Source organism: Lelliottia sp. GFLA7, assembly GCF_056490165.1.
Genome location: NZ_JBWLAQ010000003.1, coordinates 146,195 through 170,945, shown reverse-complemented (window position 1 = coordinate 170,945; position 24,751 = coordinate 146,195). Strand labels below are relative to the sequence as shown.

The window sequence follows — 24,751 nt, the reverse complement described above, 5'->3', positions numbered from 1 at the left end:
CTTCTGAGAACAGGATATCGACCCGTGGATGACGGGTAAAAAGACGCGGAGCAGGAGGAGAGCCATGCCCGGGCGATTTGAACTGAAACCTACCCTGGCGAAAATCTGGCATGCGCCAGACAATTTTCGCATCATGGACCCGCTGCCGAACCTCCATCGCAGAGGCATCATCATTGCCGCCCTGCTGGTGGTGGTGGGCTTCCTGCTTCCTTCAGGCGATGACAGCGATACCGCGCCAGCGAGCCGCAACGCGCAGCTGGATATCCAGTCACAATCACAACCACAGCGCGATCAGCAGCCCATGCAGACACAGCTGGTGACACCGTCAAACGATCCCGGTCAAGTCGCGCCGGTTGAACCTGAACCGATCCAGGACGATCAGCCTCAGGAACAAGCCGCCGCACCACAGGCGCAGCAACCTACGGGTATCGACCAGCAATGGCGTTCGTATCGCGTCGAGCCTGGAAAGACGATGGCGCAACTGTTCCGCGACCACAATTTGCCGCCGACGGACGTCTATTCCATGGCGCAGGTAGAAGGGGCAGGTAAACCGCTCAGCAATTTGCAAAACGGTCAGATGGTGCAGATCCGCCAGAATGCCAGCGGCGTGGTGACGGGTTTGACGATTGATACCGGAAATGGCGAACAGGTGTTATTCACTCGCCAGACTGACGGGAGTTTTATCCGCGCGAAGTAATTCTCAGCCCGGTGACGCAACGTTCACCGGGCCTGGTTTTTTAGGCGGCCTTTTTACTGACTTTATTCACCCACCAAATTCCTGAACACACCAGCACCAGCGCGATGGCATATTTGATATCCAGAATATTTTCGCCAAGGAAAATGGCGGACAGCACCGTGCCTGCGACAGGTATGACAAAGTTGAACGGGGCGATCATGCTGACGCGGTTAACTTTCAGCAACATGCTCCATAGCGCAAAAGCGACGGAAGATAAGAGCGTCAGGTAACCCAGGATTGCGACGGCCTCCATGCTGTGCACTTCCAGCGTCCCGCCCGTCGAATAGCCGCCAACTACCAGCACCAGTCCGCCGATCGCCAACTGCCAGCCGGTCATCACGGTGGGATCGACCGTTTGGGAAATACGCTTGCCGTACAGCGTGGCGGCAGAGAGAATAAAAGCGGCCAGAACCACAAAGCCATCGCCTTGCCAGACAAAACTAAAGTCCATCAGCCCACTGTTGAAATTCACCAGCATCACACCCGCGAACCCCAGAATACAGCCAATGGTTTTGTTATAGCTGAGCTTGTCGTTTTGATAGATAAAATGCGCCAGCAGGACGCTGAAAAAGGTCCCGGTGGCGTTCATGATCGAACCTTTCACGCCCGTGGTATACGCAAGGCCAATATAAAAGAACGTGTACTGTATCGTGGTTTGCGTCAGTCCCAGCAGAGAGAGCTGCCCAAACTGTCGCGGGGTGAGTCTGGCGATGGGTTTACGCTGGGCGAGCGCAAAGATCAGCAGTAACAGCCCTGCGAAAAGAAAACGGTAACCTGCAAATACCACTTTAGACGGAATGTCATCGGTAGCTATCTGGAAGAGTTCATAACCGCTTTTAATTGCCGGATAGGAGCTACCCCACAGCAGACAACATAACGTCGCGCAGGCGTAAGCAACATTTTTACGGGCAAAAACGGGCACAGGCGGAGCGGAGTTCATGGCAGATCTCAAAAATAAAATGACGTTTCAATTCATTATCAGAGATTGCGGCAGCAATTGCTACCCTACAGGGAGAGTTGTGAGAGGTGCGGTGAGACAAAAAGCAAAACGCCGGCACAAGGCCGGCGCTTTTACGCTAACTCAGTAATAAATTACTCAGCTACAACGTTTACTACCAGTTTAGCGAACACTTCGCTGTGAACCTGGAAGTCCACTTCGTGCTCACCAGTGGTACGCAGAACGCCGTTCGGCATGCGAACTTCGCTCTTAGCCACGTCAACGCCAGCTGCAGTTACAGCGTCAGCGATGTCGCGAGTACCGATAGAACCGAACAGTTTACCTTCGTCGCCAGATTTAGACGCGATAGTAACGGTGCCCAGTGCGTTGATTGCTTCAGCGCGAGCGTTAGCAGCCGCCAGAACGTCAGCCAGTTTGGCTTCCAGTTCAGCACGACGTGCTTCGAAAAACTCTACGTTTTTCTTAGTAGCAGGAACAGCTTTACCCTGTGGAACCAGGAAGTTACGAGCGTAGCCCGCTTTAACGTTAACCTGATCACCCAGGCTGCCCAGGTTTGCTACTTTATCAAGCAGAATAACTTGCATTACCTTATCCTCTTAAAGTCGTATTAATGGACTGTGCCCGATTACTGATGACGATCAGTGTACGGCAGCAGAGACAGGTAGCGTGCGCGTTTGATAGCGCGAGCCAGCTGACGCTGATATTTTGCACGAGTACCGGTGATACGGCTTGGGACAATCTTACCGCTTTCGGTGATGTAGTTTTTCAGCGTTGCGATATCTTTATAGTCGATCTCTTGAACGCCTTCCGCGGTGAAACGGCAGAACTTGCGACGACGGAAATAACGTGCCATATGGCTAGTCTCCAGAATCTATCAAATCAATCTGCTCGGCATGCAGAACCATTTTGCTCAGACCGTTCTTTGCCTTGTGGCAAGAAATGAACCCCTGAACGGTTACTGCGCTACCGACCGTTATACTGTGAGTAATGGCCTGGTTTTCGTGTCCGCTAATAATAACGGGCATTTGGCACCACGCCTGCCGGTGAAACCCGGCTTCCTCCTGCACAGAACGATGCTCAAGCACGAACTGGCAATGAGGAATTCCTGATGGGCTGACCTTACGAAGGGGGGTCCTGCACACGGTACCGGACAACACCAGACGGTTGGTCATCAGAAATTACTCTTCAGAATCCCCAGCATCAGAATCATCTGCGGTTTCGTTTGCGAAATCATCGCGACGCTCACGGCGCTCGTCTTTCGCTTTAACCATCGGAGATGCTTCAGTAACTGCGTTTTTAGTACGCATTACCATGCTGCGGATAACGGCGTCGTTAAAGCGGAAGTTAGTTTCCAGCTCATCGATCGCTTCCTGCGGAGCTTCAACGTTCAGCAGAACGTAGTGAGCTTTGTGCAGTTTGTTGATCGGATAAGCCAGCTGACGGCGACCCCAGTCTTCCAGACGGTGGATCGTGCCTTCTGCTGCAGTGATTGCACCAGTGTAGCGTTCGATCATACCCGGAACCTGTTCGCTCTGGTCAGGATGGACCATAAAAACGATTTCGTAATGACGCATCGAATTGCTCCTTACGGATTATTCAGCCTCCTGTCTGGGTCAGCCGAGGCCCATGGAGGCAAGGAACGTTGTTAAAGGTCGGCTGAAAAATTGACGCGCCATTCTAATTGCGAACCCCCATAAACTCAAGCTGAATGCACAAATAATTCGCACAAAGCGCAAAGCCAGTCTAAGTGGATGATTTAAAATTAATCACATTCGAAAGCGCCATTTTTTTGAACAACAGCATCAGAAATGGTCGCGATTGCCCGCCAGATAAGCGATTACACTTTAATCAGACCCCATCCAGACACGACAGGAGAGGCCAATAACCGCAAACAGTACGTCGTCGTGGAGTACCGATCATGAAAAATATCGTAATCGTCATTTTGGCTGCGCTTGTGCTGAGTACAAACGCAATGGCAGCCATCAAGATAGACGGCCAACAGGCCAAAAATATGGATGATGTGCACAGCTTAGGCGTGATTTATATCAATCATAATTTCGCCACTGAAAGTGAAGCAGATCAGGCGCTTAATGAAGAGACCGATGCGCAGGGCGCAGCCTATTACCATGTGGTTTTAACGCGCGAACCCGGCAGCAACGGCAATATGCATGCAAGCGCAGATATCTACCGATAAGACTTGAACGTTAGCACCAGGAAAGCCAAAAACGAAAACATAATCCTAGTTTGACTTGCCCCCTGCCCGGGGGGCTTTTTTTATCCGCACCTGGTGTAAAACTTGGGTTTACAGGTGCTGGCGAAAGAACGCAACCGTGGCATCCAGCGCCGTTGGCGTGATGCGATGCTTAACACCCGCTTCCCACAAACACGTTAGATTTTGATCCAGTCCATCGCGTATTAAGGCTTGCTGCAAACGGAACGTCTCGCCAGCAGGCACGACGTCATCCGCTTCACCATGCCAGAGCAGCAACGGGCGATCGGCCAGACGCGGCAGCGCATGCGTGACCTCCCAGTCCGCGAGTGGAGAAACGCTTGCGTCAATATCGCCCGTCGGCGGGAAAAGCGTGTGAGCAAGCGTGGTGAAATAGCCCGACCCCATCAGGCTCGCGACGCATTTCACTTCCGGGTAACGTGTCATGATCCCCAACACCGTCATGCCGCCCATTGAACCTCCTGCTACGGCTAGTCGGTCATCAGCCACCCATCCCGCCTGATATAACGCATCTCGTAATCCGCTAAACTCCACCAAATTGCCGTGCAGAATGGGCCAGAACTGGCCCAGTCGCGCCTGTTCATCACCTGAAAATCGCGCGCCATGATCGGGGGCATCAGGCATCACGACACGAAAGCCCGCCTGCGCCAGTGCCACGGCAAAATAGCTGTACACCAGTTTTGATGACGTAAAGCCATGATAAAAAATAACAACCGGCAACGGCTGCTCACGCATTCCCGCCGGAAAAGCGTGTAGAATTTCGTGTTCGCCAAGCCGCTGCGTTGTAAGTTCAATCATGGTCGATCCTCTTGTCTGATGGGTGATTCATAATGTTGAGAACTGGATTACGCTTTCACGACATTTTCATTCGAAATTTATGTCACAGATAACAGTTTGGGAACATTCCCCCAAAAGGAAATTCGCAGACATCTACACTATGACTATCAGGAAACGAGATATGGTTATGCGCAGGTTCGCTGCTTTATTGCTGGTGTCGCTATTAATGGGCTGTAGCGCGTTGCAAGGCACGCCACAACCCGCTCCCGCGGCCACCGATCATCCTCAGGAAATTCGCCGTAATCAGACCGAAGGATTACAACGACTGGGTACCGTCAGTGCGTTAGTTCGCGGTTCACCGGCGGATGCAGAGGATGAAATAAAAGCCAAAGCTGTCGCTGCGAAAGCAGATTATTACGTCATCATTATGATTGATGAAACAATCATAACGGGACAGTGGTACTCACAAGCCATTTTGTACCGCAAATAACTGTCAGCATTTAAACGACATTTACACTGCTTTGCGTCCATAGACGTTTTCCTGTCCACAATAAACTCCATGCCTGTGACAAAGGAAGTGAGTTTATTTGCGAAGGATTGCCCGGCGGATACCGGAGAAATGTGAAATGGAGCTGACAATGAAACGATCTCTTGCTTTGACCTCACTGCTGCTCTCAGCTGGGCTGATGAGCACCACCGCGCAGTCAGCGGAATTTGCCAGTGCGGATTGCGTCACAGGCTTAAATGAAATTGGTCTGATCTCCGTGACTAATATTTCAGGGAGCCCGCAAGATGTTGAACGTGTGATTGCCTTAAAAGCGGATGAACAAGGTGCTTCGTGGTATCGCATCGTCCAGATGCAGGAGGACCGACATGCCGATCAGTGGCGAGTGCAAGCCATTCTCTACGCCTGAAACGCTCCCAAAAAAGCCACTTAATTTTAGTGGCTTTTCTATTTTTACAAATCGTTTATCTTGACTGTTGCTTATTCATTACATCAATGTAACATTTTGTTACATAAGTTTGGTAAATGTTATCCCCGCTCTGCCGTTGAACTGCCATACCTTTTCGACAATGAGCAATTTATGATCAATTTTTTCCGCCGTTCTGGTTTGGGCACCAAGCTTTCGCTGCTTACCGGTACGAGCGTTGCTACGCTCTTCCTGTTATTCACCTTTCTCCTGAGTCAAAAAGCCAGCCAACAGCTCGAAGCCCTTGCTGTGGAAGATCTGCATAACCAGTCCACGGGCGTGGTGGATATGGTCGAGATGTTCAACACCAGCCTTAGCGAAGAAGTCGAGAGTTACACCAAACTCTTCGGCACATTTCTGCCCCAACCGCTGAGCAGCGATGCCAGCCAAATGCGTACCATTAACGGGCAAAATGCACCTTTGCTGAAAGGAGGTGAAACTGAACTCCACGAAAACAATACCTTTTCTGATGATTTCCTGAACCGTACCGGCGCGATTTCAACCCTGTTTGTCCGCAGCGGTAATGACTTTATTCGTGTGGCGACGTCACTGCGCAAAGAAAACGGCGATCGCGCCATCGGCACCGTGCTGGATAATTCCAGCGCCGCGTTTGGCTCCGTGAGCAAAGGCGAAGTCTATCGCGGTCTGGCATTGCTGTTTGGCAAGCGCTACATCACCCAGTATCAGCCGGTTAAAGATGCGAGCGGCCAGGTGATTGCAATCGTTTTTGTCGGCGTTGATATCACCCGTTCCTGGAACGTGATGCGTGAAAAGATCCTCAATCGCCGCCTCGGCGACAGCGGTCATTTCTATGTGTTAGATCGCGGCAACGGCAAAACGCGCGGGCAATACCTGTTCCACTCCAGCGAAGAAGGAAAATTGCCGAAGTGGGATAACGAGATTCAGCAGCAACTTCTGAGCGGAAAATCCGGCACTCTGGAACGTCAAAGCGACGATGGCCGTACGCTTAAAATGGCGTATACGCCGTTGCCAGGCTGGAACTGGACAATCATCGGTGAAGTGGATAAATCCGTGTTGCTGGCCAACGTCAACGCCATGCGCGATCGCTTCCTGCTGGCGGGAATCGTGATCTCCGCCCTGTTCGCTGCGCTGTTTGTCGTGATTATCCGTCGCTGGTTAACCCGTCCACTGCGCGACGTTATCGATTTAGCTCGTCAATACGCTGCGGGCGATCTTCGGGCGGAACTGCCCGTCACCCGTCAGGACGAAGTTGGCCAGTTGATCGGCGCGATTAACGGCATTGGCGCCGGATTGCAGCAGATCGTTCAGCAGGTTCGCGAAGCGGCAGGTGAAATCCACCAGGGGACTAACGCACTGGCTTCCGATACCGGTGAAATCTCTGAGCAGATTAATAAACAGGCGAGCAGCGTTGAAGAAACGTCGGCGAGTATGGAGCAACTTGCCGCGACTGTGCAGCAAAATGCGGCAAACATGGAGCAAACTCAGCAGTTGGTTGGTGAGACCTCACGCGCCGTGCATCACGGCGGAGAAACCGTCGGAAACGCGGTCGCGACGATGGATGATATTCGCGACGCATCGAAACGTATCGAAGACATCACCCGCGTGATTGAGTCCATCGCGTTTCAGACCAATATCCTGGCGCTGAACGCCGCGGTGGAAGCTGCGCGTGCGGGTGAGCATGGCAAAGGTTTTGCCGTTGTCGCCCAGGAAGTGCGTGCGCTGGCCGCCCGCAGTGCCAATGCGGTAAAAGAAATCGAGCAGTTGATCGGCGATACGCTGAAGAAAGTGAGCGAAGGCCACCAGCTTTCCGAGCAAACCCAGCACGCGATGGCGTCGATCATTACGCATATCGATAACATCAACCAGTTGGTGACCGAGATTAACCACGCGTCGCATGAGCAATCTGCGGGGATACATCAGGTCAACCTGGCGATGACCCACATTGGCGAAGCGTCGCATATCAACGCCGATCGCGTTTCACGCAGCGAGCAAACTGCACAAACGCTGCGGGAGAAGGGATCGCATCTGGCTGAAGTGGTCAGCATTTTCCGCTTAAAACACTAAACCACCCGCCCCGTGGCGCGCAGCAGTAGGTCATTTTTGACCTGCTCGCTCAGCACCAGGCTGCCACGGGCATCCAGCATCATGCGGCACCACGCCTGCGCCACCGGGGGCGATGCGTGCCGCAGCATTTGTGCACCTGCGCCCAATAAAAATATCAGCTGGCTGATCTCCCGCCCCTGCGACTCCTGAGGCTTACGCAGCTTCTGCTGCAGCTGCCGCCAGCTGCGATCAAAATGTCGGTCCTGCCCTTTTACCTGGGCAAAATCCTCCTGTAGTACGTCGAGAATGGCAGGTTGCTTCGCCAGGACGCGCAAAACGTCCAGGCACATAATGTTGCCCGACCCTTCCCAGATGCTGTTCACCGGCATTTCGCGGTAAAGACGCGGCAATTCACTCTCTTCGCAATAGCCTGCGCCGCCCAACACTTCCATCGCCTCCGCCACAAAGGGGATTCCCGCTTTACAGACGCTGTATTTCGCGGCAGGCGTAAAGAGCCGCGCCCAGGCGGTTTCCTGCGGGTCTTCGCGCTGATCCCAGGCGCGCGCCAGACGAAACAGCAGCGCGGTTTGCCCTTCAAGCTGAAGGGCCATGCGACTCAGCACTTCGCGCATCAACGGCTGATCGACCAGATTTTTGCCAAATGTCTGGCGCTGGTGAGCGTGGTACAGCGCAACAGAAAGCGCACGGCGCATCAGCCCGTGACTACCCAACGCGCAGTCAACGCGCGTCAGTCCACCCATTTTGAGGATCTGGCGTACGCCTTCGCCCTCCTCCCCCAAAATCCAGCCAGAAGCCTCCATGAACTCCGCTTCGCTGCTGGCGTTGGAGCGATTGCCGAGCTTATCTTTCAGGCGTTCCAGCCGCACGGCGTTGCGCTGCCCGTCAGGTAATATGCGCGGGACGAAAAAGCATGAAAGCCCCCCTTTTGCTTGCGCCAGCACCAGATGCGCATCGCTCTGAGGCACGGAGTAAAACCATTTATGTCCCACCAGCCGATAGCTGCCGTCACTGCATTTTTCGGCGCGCGTGGTGTTGCTCAGGACATCCGATCCGCCCTGTTTTTCGGTCATTCCCATCCCGATTAAGAGTCCGCGTTTTTGCCCACCAGGCGCGATATGCGGATCGTAACGATCGCTCATCAGCGGCGTCAGCCAGTCGTGAAAAGGTTTAGGGAGGGATTGCTGTAATAATGGCGTCGCGGCAAACGTCATGGTCACCGGGCAAAGCGTCCCAGCTTCCACCTGCGCATGGAGAATGAATCGTGCCGCGCGCGCGACAAACGATCCCCTCCGGGCCTGATCTTCCCACGCCAGATTATGGACCCGATTCGCACACAGCCCCTGCATGAGCAAATGCCACGCCGGATGAAACCGTACATCGTCCAGCCGCTCGCCCGCAGCGTTATAGCGTAAAAGTTCAGGGGGATTTGCGTTAGCAAGCCTGCCTAGCTCCAGCGATTCCGCCGTGCCCAACTGCTGGCCGATACTGGCGAGCAACTCTATGTCCCACTCCGCCCCCTCGCGGATGACGGCGTCGCGTAGCGCGCAATCGGAAAGAAACAGATTACTGTTGGAAAGGGGTAACGGCTGATTAAAAACGGTATGTGTCTGCCAGTGCATGGTGCGTCCCTCCTTCAATGGCAATGAAGGTCATTATGGACAACGACCGCGGAAGCTGCATGGGAGTCGGGTCACAAGGCAGCGATCTTGCTGAGATCATTCGTGAAACAGGTCACACAATATAAGAATAAACTATTTCACTCTGGTCATTCTGTTGAATAATTTATTCTCACCTTCCAGAAGAGAATCATTATGCAATCTTCCCAACGTGCGCCGGATGCGCATAAGCGCGCTTTAGTTGCAGGCTCTATTGGTAACTTTATCGAATGGTATGAGTTTGCGGTGTATGGCTTTATGGCCACCGTTATTGCGAAAAACTTCTTCCAGCTTGAAGGTGAAGCAGGAACGACCAGCCTCATTCTGACCTACGCTTCGTTCGCGATTGCGTTTTTCTTCCGCCCGTTGGGCGCGGTGGTGTTCGGGCGAATGGGCGACCGCATTGGGCGTAAACCCACGTTGATCATTGTGCTGGTGCTGATGACGCTCGCGACGGCGGCGATCGGTATCGTGCCGGTCTACGCCAGCATTGGCATTGCCGCGCCGCTTCTCATCACCGGGCTACGCATTTTACAGGGGCTGTTTGCGGGGGGTGAATATGGCGGCGCTGTGTCGCTGATGACCGAATTTGCCCCGCGCGGCAAACGCGGGCTTTACGGTGCATGGCAGTCCTTTACCGTGGCGCTGGGTCTGTTAGCCGGTGCAGGAATTGTGGCGCTGCTTTCTGCCGTCCTCACACCCGAAGCGCTGCACGACTGGGGCTGGCGCATTCCGTTCTTCCTTGCGCTGCCGATGGGCGTGGTCGCACTTTGGCTGCGGGTCAGCATGGAAGAGACGCCAAGCTTTGTGAAGCAGCAGGAAAACCCGGTCGTTGCGAAGGCGCAGGCCGGTGCGGCGCTCAAGGCCATCGTGATGGGGATAGGACGCGTGATGGTGTGGTCGGCTGCGGGTTATACCTATCTGGTCATCATGCCCACCTATCTACAGTCGGCGCTGCACACCGGCTTTAACCAGGCGCTGCTGATTGCCGTGATCTCGAATGTCGGATTTGCGCTAACCATTATTCCATCGGGGATATTGAGCGACCGAATCGGTCGTCGCACGGTGATGCTGATCGCCACTGGGCTATTGCTGGTTCTGGCGCTACCGCTGCTAAAAGTGTTACAGGCCGAGTCCACCACGCTGGCGATTAAAGCTATTGTCGTGCTGATTGCAGGCGGTTTGGTGGGAATGCTGGCAGGGCCAGGACCGGCGATGCTGTCGGAGATGTTCCCGACGCGCGTGCGTTACACAGGGCTTGGGCTGGCGTATTCGTTGTCGAACGCGATTTTCTCAGGCTGTGCGGGCTTAATCATTACAGGCTTGATCAAACAGACGGGTAATCTGGATATTCCGGCGTACTACGTGATGGCGACAGCGGTGGTCAGTATGGCGGCGCTAATGACGCTTAATAAAGATGACCATTTGCGGTCGTTAGAGGAGTAAGGTTGCCACTGTCTGGCGCTCTAACCCACGGAGAAAAAATAAGGCCGTCCTGTGGACGGCCTTACTGTTTATTTGGTGCGCTGACGAACCGCTTCAAACAGGCAAATCCCGGTCGCAACGGAGACGTTCAGAGACGACACGCTACCCGCCATCGGGATGCTGATCAGCTCATCGCAATGTTCGCGAGTCAGACGACGCATACCTTCGCCTTCTGCGCCCATCACCAGTGCCAGACGGCCAGTCATTTTACTCTGGTAAACGGTATGATCGGCTTCACCCGCCGTACCGACGATCCAGATATTCTCTTCCTGAAGCTGACGCATAGTGCGCGCCAGATTGGTCACGCGGATCAACGGAACGTTTTCCGCTGCGCCACAAGCCACTTTCTTCGCCGTCGCATTCAGTTGCGCCGCACGATCGCGTGGAACGATCACCGCATGCACACCTGCTGCATCGGCACTGCGCAAACACGCGCCGAGGTTGTGTGGATCGGTCACGCCGTCGAGGATCAGGAAGAACGGGTTATCCAACTCGGCAATCAAGTCCGGAAGATCGTTTTCCTGGTACTGACGACCCGGTTTCGCACGGGCAATAATCCCCTGATGGACCGCACCTTCACTTTTCTCGTCGAGGAACTGACGGCTAGCCAGCTGAATTACTACGCCCTGAGCTTCCAGCGCATGGATCAGCGGGAGCAGACGTTTGTCCTCACGGCCTTTCAGAATAAACACTTCCTGAAAACGCTCTGGAGCGCGCTCCAGCAGGGCCTGCACCGCGTGGATGCCGTAAATCATTTCACTCATTGATGGACTCGTCTTTCACTCTGTTAACGGATCACCCTCACCCCAGCCCTCTCCCACAGGGAGAAGGAGGAAAATGCTCCCATGGGAGGGGTGAGGGAAAAATTACTCAGCGATTTTTTTCTTCGCTGCGCGTTTTGCTTTGGTGGCAGCGGCTATTTTTTGCGTTTTAGCCGACGGTTTTTTCGCGCCTTTTTCCGCTTTCTCAGCTTTCGCTTTTGGGGATTGTGGAGCTTTTGGCTGTTTCGGTGCTGCTTTGCCTTTGTCACCCCGGAAAGCGCTGTCTGGCTCGAAGTTCACCTTTTTACCTGCCTGACGACGTTTGCCGTTGCTCTTACCGCCAGACCCTTTTTTCGCACTTTCACGCGCGGTTTTACCCACATTACGCGGCGCGCGTTCGCTGGAAATCAGGCTGAAATCAATCTTACGCTCGTCCATATTCACGGCTTCAACGCGCACTTCTACGCGATCGCCCAGACGATACGTTTGACCGCCGGACTCACCGGTCAGGCGTTGTCCCACCTGATCGTAACGATAGTAATCGTTGTCCAGCGAGGAGACGTGCACCAGACCATCGATGAACAGCTCATTGAGACGGACGAAGAAACCAAAGCCGGTCACGCTGGCAATCACGCCTTTAAAGACGTTGCCCACCTGATCCAGCATAAAGTCACACTTCAGCCAGTCCGCAACATCACGCGTGGCTTCATCGGCGCGACGTTCCGCCATAGAACAGTGCTGACCTAACTGCAGCACCTCTTCCATCGAATAATGGTAGCCGCCGGTTTCAGTGGTATTGCCCTTATGCCCCTGCTCTTGCGCTACCAGATATTTAATGGCGCGGTGCAGTGACAGATCCGGATAACGACGGATCGGCGAGGTAAAGTGCGCGTAAGACTGCAGCGCCAGACCAAAGTGACCACGGTTTTCCGGATCGTAAATCGCCTGTTTCATCGAACGCAGCAGCATGGTTTGCAGCATTTCTGCGTCAGGCCGATCGGCGATCGCAGTCAACAGTTCGGCGTAATCACGCGGCTCTGGCTTGCTGCCGCCTGGCAATTCAAGACCCAGCTCCGCCAGAACAGAACGGAAAGAGGTGATGGCTTCGGTCGTCGGCTTATCGTGGATACGGAACAGCGCAGGCTCTTTGGCTTTCTCAACGAAACGCGCCGCCGAGATGTTGGCTAAAATCATGCATTCTTCGATAAGCTTGTGCGCATCGTTACGCTGGGTCTGCTCGATACGTTCGATACGGCGCTCAGCGTTAAAGATGAACTTGGCTTCTTCACTCTCAAAGGAGATCCCGCCACGCTCTTCGCGCGCTTGCTCCAGCGTTTTGTAGAGGTTGTGCAGCTCTTCGATGTGTTTAACCAGCGGCGCATATTGCTCGCGCAATTCCTGATCGCCCTGCAGCATATGCCAGACTTTGGTATAGGTCAGACGGGCATGCGAGCTCATCACCGCTTCATAGAATTTGTAGCCGGTTAAGCGCCCTTTGGTAGAGATGGTCATTTCACAGACCATACACAACCTGTCGACCTGCGGGTTCAGAGAACACAGGCCGTTGGAGAGCACTTCTGGCAGCATCGGTACGACCTGCGACGGGAAGTACACCGACGTACCGCGACTGCGCGCTTCGGCGTCGAGCGGCGTGTTAGGGCGAACATAATAGCTGACATCAGCAATCGCCACCCACAAACGCCAGCCGCCGCCGCGTTTCTTCTCGCAGAATACGGCGTCATCGAAGTCACGCGCATCTTCGCCATCGATAGTCACCAGCGGCAAATCACGCAAGTCCACGCGACCGACTTTGGCTTCTTCCGGCACCTGTTCGTTCAGATCTTTGACCTGTTCTTCAACCGCGTGCGGCCAGACGTAAGGGATTTCATGCGTACGCAGCGCCATGTCCACAGCCATGCTGGTACCCATGTTATCGCCCAGCACTTCCACGATTTTACCGATCGCCTTGGTACGGCGGGTTGGACGTTGGGTGAGTTCAACCACCACCACAAAGCCCATTCGCGCGCCCATTACCTCTTCCGGTGGGATCAGGATGTCGAAGCTCATACGGCTGTCGTCCGGCACCACAAAGCCCACGCCGGCATCGGTAAAGTAACGACCGACAATCTGGCTGTTTTTAGGCACCAGCACACGCACCACGCGCGCTTCGCGACGGCCTTTACGATCGGCCCCCAGCGGCTGCGCCAAAATCTGGTCGCCATGGATGCACATTTTCATCTGTTCAGATGACAGGTACAGATCGTCTTTACGCCCTTCGACGCGCAGGAAACCGTAACCATCGCGGTGACCGATAACGATGCCTTTCAGCAGGTCGAGACGTTCTGGCAGCGCGTAGCACTGACGGCGGGTAAAGACCAACTGACCGTCACGTTCCATGGCGCGTAGACGGCGGCGAAGGGCTTCAATTTGCTCTTCACCTTCAATATTTAATTCAACGGCAAGTTCTTCACGATTGGCGGGTTTTTCGCGCTTTGTTAAGTGTTCGATGATGAACTCGCGGCTTGGGATAGGATTCGCGTACTTTTCTGCTTCGCGGTCCTGGAAAGGATCATGTGACATAGCGGTTCCTCCGTTGTCAGCTCCGGCGAAAATTTTCTTCATTCCACCAGCAATAATTTATACAGCGGTTGATTCTCTTCAACCAAATCGGCCAGCGTGTAGTTATCCAGTTCCATAAGGAAACTTTGCACAGCCTTAGAAAGTGCCTGTTTGAGGCGGCATGCGGGGGTGATGTGGCAAAAATCGCTGCTGCAATTCACCAGAGACAGCGGCTCCAGTTCACGCACCACGTCCCCTACACGAATACTCTGTGCGGGTTTACCGAGACGAATTCCCCCGTTTTTCCCGCGGACGGCAGTCACGTATCCCGCACGGCTAAGTTGATTGATTATTTTGACCATATGATTACGGGACACGCCGTAGACCTCTGTAACTTGAGAGATACTGGTCATCTGCCCTTGTGGCAACGACGCCATGTAAATCAGCGCACGTAAGCCGTAATCGGTGAAACTCGTTAACTGCACATCAACCTCAGGAAAAGGGAAAAACGCGGTTTAACCGCAGAGATATTCAATAATGATGATAAACCAGCCAGATAGTTAACGGCGAATTTATTTAAACGGAAAGGGGTAAAAGCGGAAACAGAGGGCAAAAACCAGATGGAACAGCGTTTATCCGGCCTACGGATCGCTCCGTAGGCCAGCAGTCACGAAATTATGCGTCGAACGGGTCGCGCAGAATCATCGTTTCACTACGGTCAGGGCCGGTAGAGATAATATCGATCGGCACTTCAGTCAGTTCTTCAATACGCTTGATGTAATCCAGCGCCGCCTGCGGCAGGCCGCTACGCGCTTTCACGCCAAAGGTGGTTTCTGACCAGCCTGGCATGGTTTCGTAGATTGGCTCGATGCCTTCCCAGTCATCAGCGGCCAGCGGAGTGGTTGTCACTTCGCGACCATCTGGCATACGGTAACCGATGCACAGTTTCACTTCTTTCAGGCCGTCCAGCACGTCAAGCTTAGTCAGGCAGAAGCCAGACAGGGAGTTGATCTGCACGGCACGACGCACGGCGACCACATCCAGCCAGCCGGTACGACGACGACGACCGGTAGTCGCGCCAAACTCGTTGCCTTGCTTGCACAGGAACTCGCCGATGTCATCAAACAGCTCAGTCGGGAACGGACCTGCACCCACGCGAGTGGAGTAAGCTTTGATGATACCCAGAACGTAATCCACATAACGCGGGCCCAAGCCGGAGCCGGTCGCCACGCCACCCGCGGTGGTGTTAGAGGAGGTCACGTACGGATAGGTACCGTGGTCGATATCCAACAGTGTACCCTGAGCGCCTTCGAACATGACGAAATCGCCACGCTTGCGCGCCTGGTCCAGCAGATCGGACACATCCACAACCATACCGGTCAGGATATCCGCTACCGCCATGACATCATCCAGCACTTTCTGGTAGTCAACAGCGTCAGCTTTATAGAAGTTCACCAGCTGGAAGTTGTGATATTCCATCACTTCTTTCAGTTTGTCAGCGAAGGTGGCTTTGTCGAACAGGTCGCCAACGCGCAGACCGCGGCGAGCAACTTTATCTTCATAAGCAGGGCCGATACCACGGCCAGTGGTGCCGATAGCTTTTGCGCCGCGCGCTTTTTCACGCGCCACATCCAGCGCCACGTGATAGTCGAGGATCAGCGGGCAAGCTTCGGAGAGCAGCAGACGCTCACGAACCGGGATACCACGGTCTTCCAGGCCTTTCATCTCTTTCATCAGCGCAGCAGGAGACAGCACAACACCGTTACCGATGATGCTGGTCACATTGTCGCGAAGAATACCTGATGGAATGAGATGGAGGACGGTTTTTTCACCGTTGATTACGAGAGTATGGCCCGCGTTGTGGCCACCCTGATAGCGTACAACATATTTAGCACGTTCAGTCAGAAGATCAACGATCTTCCCTTTACCTTCGTCACCCCATTGGGTGCCCAGTACGACAACGTTGTTACCCATTTTAAAAATCACCGATTGCTTAAAAATGGATTCTACCACCGCTTTTTCAGATATACAGCACTTTTTGCCCGCAATATAAGGCAAATCCGACCACTTTTTGATCAGCCAATCGTTTTCCTCAACATGTAGTAGATAACGATACCGGCAACCACAAGACCCCCTCCAAAACGACGCAAAATATTATCCGGCAGTTGGCTCATGGTGGCAATCATGCGTCGCCAGGCACGCGGATAAAGCATCGGTCCCAGGCCTTCCAGCACCAAAACTAACGCCAGTGCCAACAGGATGGTTGAATTCATTTTGGATCCTTATAAAAGAAAACCACCGCCTCGGAAGAGAGCGGTGGTTTGATCACTCAAACGGCGTTGAGTTTATCGCGTGGCGTTGCCTGGCGTCTTCATATAACGGAAGAAATCGCTATCCGGGCTGAGCACCATCACATCCTGGTTGCTCTGGAAGCTGTTTTCATAAGCACGCAGGCTACGGATAAAGGCATAGAAATCCGGATCCTGACTGAATGCATCAGCAAACAGTTTCGCGGCTTCTGCATCGCCTTCACCGCGCATAATGCGGCCCTGACGTTCAGATTCTGCCAGCGTTTTCGTTACTTCATAATCGGCAGTGGCGCGCAGCTTTTCAGCTTCTTCCTGACCTTGTGAACGGTGGCGACGGGCAACCGCTTCACGCTCAGCGCGCATACGGTTGTAGATCGCTTCGGACACTTCGGCAGGCAGGTTGATCTGCTTAATACGCACGTCAACGACTTCGATACCCAACGCAGCCATACTGTTCGGGTTGATCACCGGCGCTTTGCCGTTAGTCTCGGTCTGAACACGTTCAGCTGCTTTCGCAATCGCATCATCTGCGGCTGGCGTTGCGACTTCGTCTTCGGTACCCGCAGAACCGGAGTTCAGCGCATCACGGACTTCAATCGTCAGACGACCACGAGAATCGGTGACGATATCTTTCACATCCAGACGACCAATTTCAGAACGCAAACGGTCAGAGAACTTACGTTTCAGCAGCACTTCCGCCTGAGAGACGTCACCGCCGCCCGTTGCCAGATAGTAGCGGCTAAAATCGCTGATACGCCATTTGATGTAGGAATCGACGATCAGGTCTTTTTTCTCTTTGGTCACGAAACGGTCGGCCTGGTTATCCATGGTCTGGATACGGGCATCGAGCATTTTCACTGATTCGATCATCGGGAGCTTGAAGTGCAGACCCGGCTCGAAAACCAGCGGTTTGTTTTCATCGTCACGCAGAACTTTGCCGAAGCGCATGGTGATACCGCGTTCGCCCTCTTTCACTACAAAGATTGAGGCATAAAGCACTACCAGCACGATGATAATTATCGCAATAACTGACTTACGCATCGTTATTCCCCCTGACGCTGGCTGTCGTTACGCTGCGCGTTAGCGCGACGTTGGTCCATGATGTCACCATCGGTTGAAGACGACGTGTTTTTGGCGTTAGAGTTGCTCCCGGACGCAGGAGGCAGGCGCAGCAGATTGTTGGCTCCGCTGTTATCCTGTTTCGCGCCAGAGGCACTACCGCCTTTCAGCATCTGGTCCAGCGGCAGAACCATCAGGTTGCCACCTTTGCTGTCATTCACCAACACTTTACGGGTATGGCTCAGCACTTTCTCCATGGTCTCGATATACAGACGTTCACGGGTAATTTCCGGAGCGGCTTTATATTCAGGCAGGAGCTTAGCAAAGCGGGCTACTTCACCCTGCGCTTCCAGCACGGTCTGAGTCTTATACGCACGCGCCTCTTCAAGGATACGTTGCGCCTGACCGTTAGCACGTGGCTGAACTTCGTTGGTGTAGGCTTCTGCTTCACGGATGTACTGCTGCTCATTTTCACGAGCGGAAATCGCATCATCAAACGCAGCTTTCACCTCTTCCGGCGGACGAGCAGCCTGGAAGTTGACGTCCAGCAGGGTGATACCCATGTTGTACGGACGAATGGTCTCTTCCAGCTCACGCTGGGTATCGCTACGAATAACGGTACGACCTTCAGTCAAAATACGGTCCATGGTGTATTTGCCGATCACACCACGCAGCGCACTGTCAGTCGCCTGACGCAGGCTATCGTCCGCGCTGGTCACACTGAACAGGTAGTTTTTAGGATCGGTGACGCGGTACTGCACGTTCATCTCGACGCGAACCACGTTCTCGTCAGAAGTCAGCATCACGCCGGACGCCGCCAGTTCACGAACCGATTCTACGTTTACCGCAGTCACGTTATCGACAAACGTTGGCTTCCAGTTCAGACCCGGCTCAACCAGATGGCTAAACTTGCCGAAGCGAGTGACAACACCGCGCTCAGCTTCTTTAATGGTGTAGAAACCGCTGGCGGCCCAAATGATCACCACGGCAGCGGCAACAATGCTCACTACGCGGCCACCAAGGTGCGGGCGTGGCCCCTGCGGGGCATTTCCGCCGGAACCAGAACCGGAACCTTTACCACCAAAACCGCCCAGCTTTTTACTTAGCTTGCGGAAGATGTCGTCCAGATCAGGAGGCCCCTGCTCGCGACCACCTTTGTTGCCATTTCCCCCAGAGTTGCCGCCTTGATTATTGCTGCTTCCCCACGGGTCGCGGTCTTGTCCGTTATTACCGGGCTGATTCCACGCCATGTATATGCTCCATATTTGTTATGCAAGGGCGAATATCTTCAGGACTACCCTAATCTGATCAGACTACGTAGTCGATCAACGTAGGTTCTTGTTTACAGAGGCGACGCCAGTCAACGATTGGCATACGCACCTGCATCCCCACGCTGCCGTCATCCTCCATCCACTCTTTTTCTATCGCCTGAAGTTGATAAAACCGGCTGCGCAGCTTGCCTTCCTGTGGTGGCAGACGCAGCGTGTGCTGAGCAACCTCACCGGAAAGACGTTCTGTTAAAGCCTGGAAAAGCAGTGGCACGCCAACCCCGGTCTGTGCAGATAGCCAGACCCGAATCGGTTTGTTCTCATCATCTCGGTCGATACGCGGCTCGAAATCTTCGAGCATATCGATTTTATTCATCACCAACAGCGTTGGGATATCGTCCGCTTCAATCTCTTCAAGCACGGTATTCACCGCATCGATATTTTCCTGCAAGCGGAAATCGGCGGCGTCAATAATATGCAGCAGCAGGGTCGCCTGACGCGTCTCCTGCAAGGTCGCTTTAAACGCCGCCACCAAATCGTGTGGCAAATGACGAATAAAGCCTACGGTATCCGCCAGCACGGTTTCGCCGACGTCCGCAACATCAATACGGCGAAGCGTAGGGTCAAGCGTCGCAAACAACTGGTCTGCGGCGTAGACTTCAGCATTGGTAATCTGGTTAAACAGGGTGGATTTACCGGCATTGGTATACCCCACCAGCGACACCGTTGGGATGTCAGCTTTGGTTCGCGAACGACGTCCTTGCTCACGCTGTTTCTCGACTCTTGCCAGTCGCGAAAGGATCTGGGTAATACGACCACGCAGTAGTCGACGGTCAGTTTCGAGCTGGGTTTCACCCGGGCCGCGCAAACCAATACCGCCTTTTTGTCTTTCAAGGTGGGTCCAGCCACGCACAAGGCGCGTTGCCAGATGACGCAATTGCGCCAGCTCAACCTGCAATTTCCCCTCGTGGGTACGTGCACGCTGAGCAAAAATATCTAATATCAGGCCGGTGCGGTCGATAACACGACATTCGCACAGACTTTCCAGGTTACGCTCTTGAGCCGGAGACAACGCATGGTCAAACAGCACGACTGACGCGCCGGTTGCTTTTACGGCTTCCGCAATTTCGATTGCTTTACCTTCGCCTACAAAAAACTTCGGGTGCGGTGCTTTACGACTACCAGTAATCACCTGCATTGCTTCGACGCCAGCAGAAGAGACCAGAGCTTCAAACTCCTCAAGGTCTTCTTTATCTTTGTCTTGCGTAAAATAGATGTGTACCAGCACCGCATGCTCACCGGCATCATAACGGTCAAACAAGCGTATTATCCTCAATATAAATCAGCGGGGAACGCAGAAAACCTGGCTCCCCGTGTGGAAAAACAGCCCGCAACCTTATTCGGTTTCGTCGCTGTCTTGCGCAGGAGCAGAAGAACCCTGTGCGTTGCTGCCATGATGGAAGTTACTACCGGTGCCGCCGCCAGCGTTGTTGCTGTGATGAGAAACTGGACGGGACGGAACAACAGTAGAGATAGCGTGCTTATAAACCATCTGGCTGACCGTGTTTTTCAACAGGATCACGAACTGATCGAAAGATTCAATCTGACCTTGCAGCTTAATACCATTCACCAAATAAATAGAAACTGGAACACGTTCACGACGCAGTGCGTTCAAGAACGGATCTTGTAAAGATTGCCCCTTAGCCATTCTCTCTTTTCCTTATATGTTTGTTTTGTACTTAGAACCTTGCGATTCTGAAAAATTGCGCACGGTACGACTTAATTGTACACACTCAGTCTGCGATAGCACCCACAACCTGTAAAACTTCGTTGTATGACTGTTCAGGTTTTTCACTGTCTAACCAGTGAATCCCCTCCCAACCACGCAACCAGGTTATCTGCCGCTTCGCCAACTGTCTGGTGGCGCAAACACCTCGATAAACCATTTCATCGTATGAGATCTCACCTTCAATGTATGACCACATCTGGCGATATCCGACACAACGAATGGAAGGCATGTCCGTATGCAAATCTCCGCGAGCAAATAACGCCCGCACTTCTGCTTCAAAACCTGAAGCTAACATCTGATGAAAACGCTGCTCAATTCGTTGATGGAGCAGTTCACGGCTCGCCGGGGCGATGGCGAACTGATGCACCTGATACGGCAGAGCCTCGCCTGACGTTTGCGTCAGTTCCGTTAAAGTTTTACCCGAAATGAAAAAAACTTCCAGTGCTCGGGAAAGCCTTTGCGGATCATTTGGATGAATCCGTGCTGCGGCAACCGGATCAACCTCTTCCAGTTGCTTATGCAACGCGCTCCATCCCTGCTCTGCCGCCTGCTGCTCAATCTTGGCTCTTACTTCAGGATCCGCTGATGGCAAAGGTGATAACCCCTCCAACAGTGCCTTAAAATAAAGCATGGTACCGCCGACCAACAACGGTATCCGTCCCGCCGCGGTTATCTCAGCCATCTCAGCGAGCGCATCGCGACGGAAATCCGCTGCGGAATACGCCTGCGCCGGGTCGAGAATATCCAGCAACCGGTGCGGTGCCGCATGCAGTTCTTCTGCATTTGGCTTCGCCGTGCCGACATCCATCCCTTGATAAATAAGGGCAGAATCGACGCTAATCAACTCTACTGGCAAAACTTTACGTAACTCAATGGCTAACGCCGTTTTACCGGAGGCCGTAGGCCCCATCAAAAAAATCGCCTTAGGCAGGCTCGCCTTACTCACATCACTCATCTTTCAGGGCTTTCATCGCCGAATGCAAATCAACAGGTTGTAATAAACCACCCGGCGGAGCTTTGACCAATTGTGGACAAAGACGTTCAACTTCCGCCAATACGGTAATGGCCTGAGCCATACTCCACAGATTGTGGTCACTCGCGAGATGGCGGGCGATCCACTGCGCGGTATTGGCAGCGTCAAAGGATGTTTGCTGCGCCAGGTAGCCTATCAGTTCAGGAATCAAGTTTTGTAAATTTTGTTGGCGTAAGGGTAAAGGCACCGCGCGAATGGTCACATGATGTGCTTCTACAACAAATTCAATGCCCATTTCCACCAACACCGCTTTTGCACGGTTTAAAACCGCCACTTCTTCTGCTGACACTTTAAGCCGGACGGGAATCAACAGCGGCTGTGCGCACGCTGCGTTTGTTCCCGGCGTCAGCTGCACTTGTTTGAGCCAGCGCTCCGCGACGGGTAACGCCAACAACGCAAGGTGGCTATCGCGTTCAAGTAAAGCCATGTCCGGCGCAATAATGGTCAGCACGCGCCCAAAACTCTGGCTGTGCCCATCCAGTGCCGGAGCCGACTGCGCGACATTCTCTTTACGTTCAACCGCGGGAGTATCCAGTAATTTGCTGTAAAGCGCACCCTGCTGTTTCTGATAAACCGGTGCATGGGGATAGTTCGCCCCGGTTGGACGCGGCGCACTTGCGCCCGATGAATAGCGCGGCGCTTCAGGCTGTCGCGCAACCGCAGGCTCAGCAAACTGGTTGCGCCCCGCCGCGACGCGGTTTTCCGGGATTGGCCGTGGGCTGATGGCCTCTTCGGTCAGAGGTAACGACGGCTCAGCCTGCTGCTGAAGCACGCTCAGCACGCCCTGATAAATAAAATCGTGAACCAGTCGCGACTGATGGAAACGCACCTCATGCTTGGCTGGATGCACGTTGACATCCACCTGATGCGGATCGATTTCAAGATAAAGCACAAACGCAGGCTGCTGATCGGCACCCAGTTTGTCTTCACAGGCCTGGCGAATCGCATGATTTATCAGGCGATCGCGCATCATACGGCCATTCACATAGCAATATTGAATCTCGGCCAGCGTCGCGTTCATCGTTTTCGGGTCGGCAACCCAGCCGCGCATCGCTAGATCGCCATGCTGCCACTCAATCGCCAGCGCCTGTTCGAGAAAAGCCGTACCACAAATTGCGCCCAGACGGCGCTCTTTCTGCCCGCCCTCCGCCACCGCGCGATACTGGCGCATCACCTTACCGTTATGGCTGAGGTTAATCGTGACGTCAAAACGCGCCAGCGCGATGCGGCGAATGATCTCATCGATGTGGTTGAATTCGGTTTTTTCGGTACGCATGAACTTGCGGCGCGCGGGCGTGTTGTAAAACAGATCCAACACTTCCAGCGTCGTACCCACCGGGTGGGCTGCGGGTTTGACCGTCACGTCCATATCACGCCCTTCGGCGTAAGCCTGCCAGGCTTCCTGCTGTTCAGCCGTGCGGGAGGTGAGCGTCAGGCGGGATACGGAGCTGATACTGGCCAGCGCTTCGCCACGAAAACCGAGGCTGATAATGGCTTCCAGATCGTCGAGCGAGGCAATTTTACTGGTGGCATGACGCGCCAGCGCCAGCGCCAGCTCGTCTTTTTTGATGCCGCAGCCGTTGTCACGGATGCGGATAAGCTTTGCACCACCGCGCTCGATATCAATATCAATGCGGGTCGCGCCCGCATCAAGACTGTTTTCGACGAGTTCCTTCACAACCGATGCAGGACGCTCTACCACTTCGCCGGCGGCGATTTGGTTCGCAAGCTGCGGCGGCAGAACCTGAATCGGCATGAATTCTCCTTAGTGGGTCGCGCTCATCTCACCGGGAAGGGCTGCGCTGGCAGTTTGTCCCCCGCCCCCTGGCGGCGCTGACTGTAACGGGTGAGACGCAAAGTAATTGCGCAGACCGTTGTAAATAGCATCGGCGATTTCCTGCTGATAACTGTCGCTCGCCAGCAGGCGCTCTTCGCCGTTATTACTGATAAAGCCGGTTTCGACCAGAATCGACGGGATGTCCGGCGAACGCAACACGCCAAGACTGGCGTGCTCAGGACGGCGTTTGTGGATAGCACCCACGCTCTGCAATTGGCTTATCACGTTAGTGGCAACATCATACCCGACGCGCTGGGAATGACCGAATTGTAAATCCAGTACCGCCTGGCTGAGATACGGGTCGGACTGACTGTTTGCCAGCACATCACCTGCGCCACCCAACAGTTCAGACTGTTTCTCGTGCTCTTCCAGCCAGTTCGCCATCTCGCTGTTAGCGCGGCGATTCGACAACACCCAAACGGAAGCGCCGGTCGCGCTGCGATTTGGCGCAGCATCCGCATGAATTGACACCAGGAAGTTAGCGTTTTGCTTACGCGCAACGTCAGAACGCCCCATGACGGAGATAAAGTAATCGCCATCGCGGGTCATCACGCCTTTAAACATCGGGTCGTCATTCAGACGTTCGCGCAGTTTGCGCGCAATCGCGATGGTGACGTTTTTCTCACGCGTACCGCCAGGGCCAATTGCGCCAGGATCTTGCCCGCCGTGCCCCGCATCAATGGCGATAATCACTTTCTCGTCACTGGTATTCGTGGCAGGACGAGCGCGTGCCGCAGGGCGCGTGACCGTATTACTGCTGGTGACGCTGGTCATGCGATCGTTTTCCGCTTTGAACGGATTACGTGCAGGTTCAGACGGACGCGATGCGACAATCGGCGCTTCAACGCGTTTCGCCACGACAGGCGGCGGCGGCGGCGGCGGAGCATCAGCATTGATCGTAAAGACCACGGTGTAATTCGCACCGTTTTGCTGCTTCACGGCGCGGGTTTTACCGTTTTGGGTGAGATCGACCACCAGCCGTAAAGACTGCGCATCTTTCGCCGTACCGGAACGAATGCTTTTAACCAGGTTATTGCCGCTAAATTGCAGCGGCAGGCCCTGAATCACGCCAGTCTGTTTGATATCCAGCGCCACGCTGCGCTTATCAACCTGCGAAAACGCATAATCCGGATCGCCCATAAAACTGAAGGTAATCCGCGCCTGCGAATCACCGTTGGAGACCTGAATATCCGATAAACTTGCGGCTCCAGCCTGTGCGCACAGCAGCACCGTTGCAGCCAACAACCAACCTTTAACGCGATTAATCATCCCGTTATC

At 54.0% G+C, this 24,751-nt stretch carries 25 protein-coding genes; 6 read left to right on the top strand and 19 right to left on the bottom strand.

Annotation, left to right across the window (positions count from 1 at the left end):
- Positions 1-64: 64 nt before the first annotated feature.
- On the top strand, positions 65-697 hold the full coding sequence (locus AC07RN_RS11110) for an OapA family protein (protein ID WP_478336357.1): 633 nt from the start codon (positions 65-67) through the stop codon (positions 695-697).
- 40 nt (positions 698-737) lie between these two features.
- On the opposite strand, the gene AC07RN_RS11105 is transcribed toward AC07RN_RS11110, so the two are convergent.
- The 5 genes from AC07RN_RS11105 to rpsF form a co-directional block, all read right to left on the bottom strand.
- Entirely contained in the window at positions 738-1,676 is a 939-nt protein-coding gene (locus AC07RN_RS11105; protein WP_012015788.1) for a DMT family transporter, read from the bottom strand.
- Positions 1,677-1,828: 152 nt separating this feature from the next.
- A complete protein-coding gene (gene rplI, locus AC07RN_RS11100) occupies positions 1,829-2,278 on the bottom strand; it encodes a 50S ribosomal protein L9 (RefSeq protein ID WP_012015787.1) in 450 nt (149 codons plus the stop codon).
- A gap of 41 nt (positions 2,279-2,319) precedes the next feature.
- Positions 2,320-2,547, bottom strand: coding sequence for a 30S ribosomal protein S18 (rpsR, locus tag AC07RN_RS11095; protein ID WP_000135199.1), 228 nt, complete (start codon positions 2,545-2,547; stop codon positions 2,320-2,322).
- 4 nt (positions 2,548-2,551) lie between these two features.
- Positions 2,552-2,866, bottom strand: a complete 315-nt coding sequence (gene priB, locus AC07RN_RS11090) for a primosomal replication protein N (protein WP_006178996.1) — start codon at positions 2,864-2,866, stop codon at positions 2,552-2,554.
- Between the two features lie 6 nt (positions 2,867-2,872).
- Positions 2,873-3,268: a 30S ribosomal protein S6 gene (gene rpsF, locus AC07RN_RS11085; RefSeq protein WP_011915632.1), complete on the bottom strand. Its 396-nt coding sequence runs from the start codon at positions 3,266-3,268 to the stop codon at positions 2,873-2,875.
- A 344-nt stretch (positions 3,269-3,612) separates the two neighbouring features.
- Here rpsF and yjfY point away from each other — a divergent pair, with 344 nt between their 5' ends.
- Complete coding sequence (gene yjfY, locus AC07RN_RS11080; RefSeq protein ID WP_478336356.1) at positions 3,613-3,888, top strand: DUF1471 family protein YjfY; 276 nt, start codon at positions 3,613-3,615, stop codon at positions 3,886-3,888.
- 108 nt (positions 3,889-3,996) lie between these two features.
- Here the strand turns inward: yjfY and yjfP are convergent, their stop codons facing one another.
- Positions 3,997-4,722, bottom strand: coding sequence for an esterase (gene yjfP / locus AC07RN_RS11075; RefSeq protein ID WP_478336355.1), 726 nt, complete (start codon positions 4,720-4,722; stop codon positions 3,997-3,999).
- A 139-nt stretch (positions 4,723-4,861) separates the two neighbouring features.
- On the opposite strand from yjfP, the gene bsmA reads away from it, so the two are divergent.
- The 3 genes from bsmA (at position 4,862) to AC07RN_RS11060 (ending at position 7,718) form a co-directional block, all read left to right on the top strand.
- Positions 4,862-5,191, top strand: a complete 330-nt coding sequence (gene bsmA, locus AC07RN_RS11070; RefSeq protein WP_072241921.1) for a biofilm peroxide resistance protein BsmA — start codon at positions 4,862-4,864, stop codon at positions 5,189-5,191.
- Between the two features lie 136 nt (positions 5,192-5,327).
- The gene (yjfN, locus tag AC07RN_RS11065; protein ID WP_011915628.1) at positions 5,328-5,615 is read left to right on the top strand and encodes a DUF1471 family protease activator YjfN; all 288 of its coding nucleotides are present in this window, start codon (positions 5,328-5,330) and stop codon (positions 5,613-5,615) included.
- Between the two features lie 171 nt (positions 5,616-5,786).
- Complete coding sequence (locus tag AC07RN_RS11060; protein WP_478336354.1) at positions 5,787-7,718, top strand: methyl-accepting chemotaxis protein; 1,932 nt, start codon at positions 5,787-5,789, stop codon at positions 7,716-7,718.
- Here AC07RN_RS11060 and AC07RN_RS11055 read toward each other — a convergent pair.
- Positions 7,715-9,337 carry an isovaleryl-CoA dehydrogenase gene (locus AC07RN_RS11055; protein ID WP_478336353.1) on the bottom strand — a complete coding sequence of 541 codons (1,623 nt, stop codon included), beginning with the start codon at positions 9,335-9,337 and terminating at the stop codon, positions 7,715-7,717. The two genes, AC07RN_RS11060 and AC07RN_RS11055, sit on opposite strands and share 4 nt — an antisense overlap.
- Before the next feature lie 192 nt (positions 9,338-9,529).
- On the opposite strand from AC07RN_RS11055, the gene AC07RN_RS11050 reads away from it, so the two are divergent.
- Positions 9,530-10,819, top strand: coding sequence for an MFS transporter (locus AC07RN_RS11050; protein ID WP_478336352.1), 1,290 nt, complete (start codon positions 9,530-9,532; stop codon positions 10,817-10,819).
- Positions 10,820-10,887: 68 nt separating this feature from the next.
- Here the strand turns inward: AC07RN_RS11050 and rlmB are convergent, their stop codons facing one another.
- The 12 genes from rlmB to amiB all read right to left on the bottom strand — a co-directional run bounded on the left by rlmB (position 10,888) and on the right by amiB (position 24,742).
- On the bottom strand, positions 10,888-11,622 hold the full coding sequence (rlmB, locus tag AC07RN_RS11045) for a 23S rRNA (guanosine(2251)-2'-O)-methyltransferase RlmB (protein WP_235134589.1): 735 nt from the start codon (positions 11,620-11,622) through the stop codon (positions 10,888-10,890).
- A gap of 102 nt (positions 11,623-11,724) precedes the next feature.
- Positions 11,725-14,199, bottom strand: a complete 2,475-nt coding sequence (gene rnr / locus AC07RN_RS11040) for a ribonuclease R (RefSeq protein ID WP_011915623.1) — start codon at positions 14,197-14,199, stop codon at positions 11,725-11,727.
- Between the two features lie 38 nt (positions 14,200-14,237).
- The gene (gene nsrR, locus AC07RN_RS11035) at positions 14,238-14,663 is read right to left on the bottom strand and encodes a nitric oxide-sensing transcriptional repressor NsrR (RefSeq protein WP_011915622.1); all 426 of its coding nucleotides are present in this window, start codon (positions 14,661-14,663) and stop codon (positions 14,238-14,240) included.
- A 190-nt stretch (positions 14,664-14,853) separates the two neighbouring features.
- Positions 14,854-16,152, bottom strand: a complete 1,299-nt coding sequence (locus tag AC07RN_RS11030) for an adenylosuccinate synthase (RefSeq protein ID WP_011915621.1) — start codon at positions 16,150-16,152, stop codon at positions 14,854-14,856.
- A 101-nt stretch (positions 16,153-16,253) separates the two neighbouring features.
- Entirely contained in the window at positions 16,254-16,451 is a 198-nt protein-coding gene (locus AC07RN_RS11025; protein ID WP_011915620.1) for a DUF2065 domain-containing protein, read from the bottom strand.
- A gap of 72 nt (positions 16,452-16,523) precedes the next feature.
- The gene (gene hflC, locus AC07RN_RS11020; protein ID WP_011915619.1) at positions 16,524-17,528 is read right to left on the bottom strand and encodes a protease modulator HflC; all 1,005 of its coding nucleotides are present in this window, start codon (positions 17,526-17,528) and stop codon (positions 16,524-16,526) included.
- A gap of 2 nt (positions 17,529-17,530) precedes the next feature.
- Positions 17,531-18,796 carry an FtsH protease activity modulator HflK gene (gene hflK, locus AC07RN_RS11015; RefSeq protein WP_011915618.1) on the bottom strand — a complete coding sequence of 422 codons (1,266 nt, stop codon included), beginning with the start codon at positions 18,794-18,796 and terminating at the stop codon, positions 17,531-17,533.
- A 58-nt stretch (positions 18,797-18,854) separates the two neighbouring features.
- The gene (gene hflX / locus AC07RN_RS11010; RefSeq protein WP_235134587.1) at positions 18,855-20,135 is read right to left on the bottom strand and encodes a ribosome rescue GTPase HflX; all 1,281 of its coding nucleotides are present in this window, start codon (positions 20,133-20,135) and stop codon (positions 18,855-18,857) included.
- Between the two features lie 75 nt (positions 20,136-20,210).
- Positions 20,211-20,522: an RNA chaperone Hfq gene (hfq, locus tag AC07RN_RS11005; protein WP_011915616.1), complete on the bottom strand. Its 312-nt coding sequence runs from the start codon at positions 20,520-20,522 to the stop codon at positions 20,211-20,213.
- Between the two features lie 85 nt (positions 20,523-20,607).
- On the bottom strand, positions 20,608-21,558 hold the full coding sequence (gene miaA / locus AC07RN_RS11000) for a tRNA (adenosine(37)-N6)-dimethylallyltransferase MiaA (protein WP_407438363.1): 951 nt from the start codon (positions 21,556-21,558) through the stop codon (positions 20,608-20,610).
- Positions 21,551-23,392: a DNA mismatch repair endonuclease MutL gene (gene mutL / locus AC07RN_RS10995; RefSeq protein WP_478336351.1), complete on the bottom strand. Its 1,842-nt coding sequence runs from the start codon at positions 23,390-23,392 to the stop codon at positions 21,551-21,553. Before mutL ends, miaA begins: the two co-directional genes overlap by 8 nt.
- A gap of 9 nt (positions 23,393-23,401) precedes the next feature.
- Complete coding sequence (amiB, locus tag AC07RN_RS10990) at positions 23,402-24,742, bottom strand: N-acetylmuramoyl-L-alanine amidase AmiB (RefSeq protein WP_478336350.1); 1,341 nt, start codon at positions 24,740-24,742, stop codon at positions 23,402-23,404.
- Between the last annotated feature and the right edge of the window lie 9 nt (positions 24,743-24,751).

Excerpts from the sequence above, each read along its gene's own strand:
- rplI (WP_012015787.1), bottom strand. The coding sequence starts at position 2,278 with ATGCAAGTTATTCTGCTTGATAAAGTAGCAAACCTGGGCAGCCTGGGT.
- rnr (WP_011915623.1), bottom strand. The coding sequence starts at position 14,199 with ATGTCACATGATCCTTTCCAGGACCGCGAAGCAGAAAAGTACGCGAAT.
- amiB (WP_478336350.1), bottom strand. The coding sequence starts at position 24,742 with ATGATTAATCGCGTTAAAGGTTGGTTGTTGGCTGCAACGGTGCTGCTG.
- rpsF (WP_011915632.1), bottom strand. The coding sequence starts at position 3,268 with ATGCGTCATTACGAAATCGTTTTTATGGTCCATCCTGACCAGAGCGAA.
- priB (WP_006178996.1), bottom strand. The coding sequence starts at position 2,866 with ATGACCAACCGTCTGGTGTTGTCCGGTACCGTGTGCAGGACCCCCCTT.
- AC07RN_RS11110 (WP_478336357.1), top strand. The coding sequence starts at position 65 with ATGCCCGGGCGATTTGAACTGAAACCTACCCTGGCGAAAATCTGGCAT.
- rlmB (WP_235134589.1), bottom strand. The coding sequence starts at position 11,622 with ATGAGTGAAATGATTTACGGCATCCACGCGGTGCAGGCCCTGCTGGAG.
- miaA (WP_407438363.1), bottom strand. The coding sequence starts at position 21,558 with ATGAGTGATGTGAGTAAGGCGAGCCTGCCTAAGGCGATTTTTTTGATG.
- hflC (WP_011915619.1), bottom strand. The coding sequence starts at position 17,528 with ATGCGTAAGTCAGTTATTGCGATAATTATCATCGTGCTGGTAGTGCTT.
- mutL (WP_478336351.1), bottom strand. The coding sequence starts at position 23,392 with ATGCCGATTCAGGTTCTGCCGCCGCAGCTTGCGAACCAAATCGCCGCC.
- AC07RN_RS11060 (WP_478336354.1), top strand. The coding sequence starts at position 5,787 with ATGATCAATTTTTTCCGCCGTTCTGGTTTGGGCACCAAGCTTTCGCTG.
- yjfN (WP_011915628.1), top strand. The coding sequence starts at position 5,328 with ATGGAGCTGACAATGAAACGATCTCTTGCTTTGACCTCACTGCTGCTC.
- rpsR (WP_000135199.1), bottom strand. The coding sequence starts at position 2,547 with ATGGCACGTTATTTCCGTCGTCGCAAGTTCTGCCGTTTCACCGCGGAA.
- AC07RN_RS11050 (WP_478336352.1), top strand. The coding sequence starts at position 9,530 with ATGCAATCTTCCCAACGTGCGCCGGATGCGCATAAGCGCGCTTTAGTT.
- hflK (WP_011915618.1), bottom strand. The coding sequence starts at position 18,796 with ATGGCGTGGAATCAGCCCGGTAATAACGGACAAGACCGCGACCCGTGG.
- AC07RN_RS11030 (WP_011915621.1), bottom strand. The coding sequence starts at position 16,152 with ATGGGTAACAACGTTGTCGTACTGGGCACCCAATGGGGTGACGAAGGT.
- hfq (WP_011915616.1), bottom strand. The coding sequence starts at position 20,522 with ATGGCTAAGGGGCAATCTTTACAAGATCCGTTCTTGAACGCACTGCGT.
- AC07RN_RS11055 (WP_478336353.1), bottom strand. The coding sequence starts at position 9,337 with ATGCACTGGCAGACACATACCGTTTTTAATCAGCCGTTACCCCTTTCC.
- AC07RN_RS11025 (WP_011915620.1), bottom strand. The coding sequence starts at position 16,451 with ATGAATTCAACCATCCTGTTGGCACTGGCGTTAGTTTTGGTGCTGGAA.
- yjfP (WP_478336355.1), bottom strand. The coding sequence starts at position 4,722 with ATGATTGAACTTACAACGCAGCGGCTTGGCGAACACGAAATTCTACAC.
- yjfY (WP_478336356.1), top strand. The coding sequence starts at position 3,613 with ATGAAAAATATCGTAATCGTCATTTTGGCTGCGCTTGTGCTGAGTACA.
- bsmA (WP_072241921.1), top strand. The coding sequence starts at position 4,862 with ATGACTATCAGGAAACGAGATATGGTTATGCGCAGGTTCGCTGCTTTA.
- AC07RN_RS11105 (WP_012015788.1), bottom strand. The coding sequence starts at position 1,676 with ATGAACTCCGCTCCGCCTGTGCCCGTTTTTGCCCGTAAAAATGTTGCT.